The 1,181-nt window shown below is 67.8% G+C and carries 2 protein-coding genes; both read left to right on the top strand.

Annotation, left to right across the window (positions count from 1 at the left end; genetic code table 11):
- Positions 1-249 (top strand): transposase (locus tag FPZ41_RS46630; RefSeq protein WP_152870950.1); only part of this gene is annotated, 249 nt, incomplete at its 5' end.
- 189 nt (positions 250-438) lie between these two features.
- Positions 439-1,152 carry an IS3 family transposase gene (locus FPZ41_RS46625; protein WP_322621604.1) on the top strand — a complete coding sequence of 238 codons (714 nt, stop codon included), beginning with the start codon at positions 439-441 and terminating at the stop codon, positions 1,150-1,152.
- Positions 1,153-1,181 lie beyond the last annotated feature (29 nt).

The following is a 1,181-nucleotide window of genomic DNA, read 5'->3' as shown; positions in this document are numbered from 1 at the left end:
CCGGAGGTCGCCGAGGAGCTCGGTGTCCACTCCGGGACGCTGCACAGCTGGGTGTCGCGGTGGCGGCGCAACGGCTCGGCCTCCTCCGACCGGCCCGCGCCCGCTGCCTCGAGCGGTCGGCTGCGGGACACCGAGCGCGCCGAGCTGGAGCAGCTGCGGCGGGAAATGAGCGAGAAGAACAAGCGGATACGCGAGCTGGAGATGGAACGTGATGTCTTCAAACGCTGCATGGCCTTGTGGGTGAAGTAGCTGCGGCCGACCCGGCCCAGGTGGCCGGGGTGATCAGCGCCTGCAAGGCCGAGCAGGACATTCCGCACGCCTTGACGTGCCGTGCGCTGGGTGTGAGCGAGTCCTGGTTCTACAAGTGGCGCAGCCGGCCCGTCACCGCTCGCGAGGCACGGCGCGGGAAGCTGGCCGACGCGATCCGGCAGATCTTCGATGAGTCGGGCGGCACGTATGGCTCCCCGAAGGTCTGGAACGCTCGTGCGCCAGGGCTGGAGGGTGTCGGTGAACACCGTCGCCAAGCTCATGGCCGAACTCGGCCTGGCCGGACGCAAGATCCGAAGGCGCCGGGGACTGACCAGGCCGGGCAGTCGGCCCGCGTTTGCGGACTTTGTGCGACGCGACTTCAGCGCCACCGCTCCCGACCAGGTGTGGGCCGGGGATATGACGGAGATCGTCACCAGCGAGGGCAAGCTGTACCTGGCCACCGTGATCGGTCTGTTCTCTCGCCGCCTGCTCGGCTACGCGATGGGCGAGCGCCACGACGCGGAGCTGGTCGTCGCGTCCCTGCATATGGCCGCGGCCACCCGCGGCGGCAACGTCAGGGGCGTGATCTTCCACTCGGACAGGAGCAGCGAATACCAGTCCCGGCGCTTCAGGCGGGCCTGCCGCCGACTCGGCGTGACCCAGTCCATGGGCCGTGTCGGCTCGTGTTTCGACAATGCCGTCAGCGAGGCGTTCAACAGCGTGCTCAAGGTCGAGCATGTCCACCGGCGCACCTTCACCACCCGCACCGAGGCGCGGTTGAAGATCGCCACCTGGATCACCGGCTTCTACAACACCCGTCGGCTACACAGCGTGTGCGGATACCGGAGCCCGATCGACTACGAACAAGACCAGCAGGCCGACCACGTGGAGTTGGCCGCTTGAAAGATCTCCACGGTGCGAGGGGATTGACA

Origin of the sequence: Streptomyces acidicola, assembly GCF_009377235.1 — a bacterium.
Taxonomy (GTDB): Bacteria; Actinomycetota; Actinomycetes; order Streptomycetales; family Streptomycetaceae; genus Streptomyces; species Streptomyces acidicola.
The sequence above is the reverse complement of the archived record's forward strand: the minus strand, read 5'-3'. Positions and strand labels throughout refer to the sequence as shown.

Coding starts and splice junctions, on each gene's coding strand:
- FPZ41_RS46625 (WP_322621604.1), top strand. CDS start 439: ATGAGTCGGGCGGCACGTATGGCTCCCCGAAGGTCTGGAACGCTCGTG.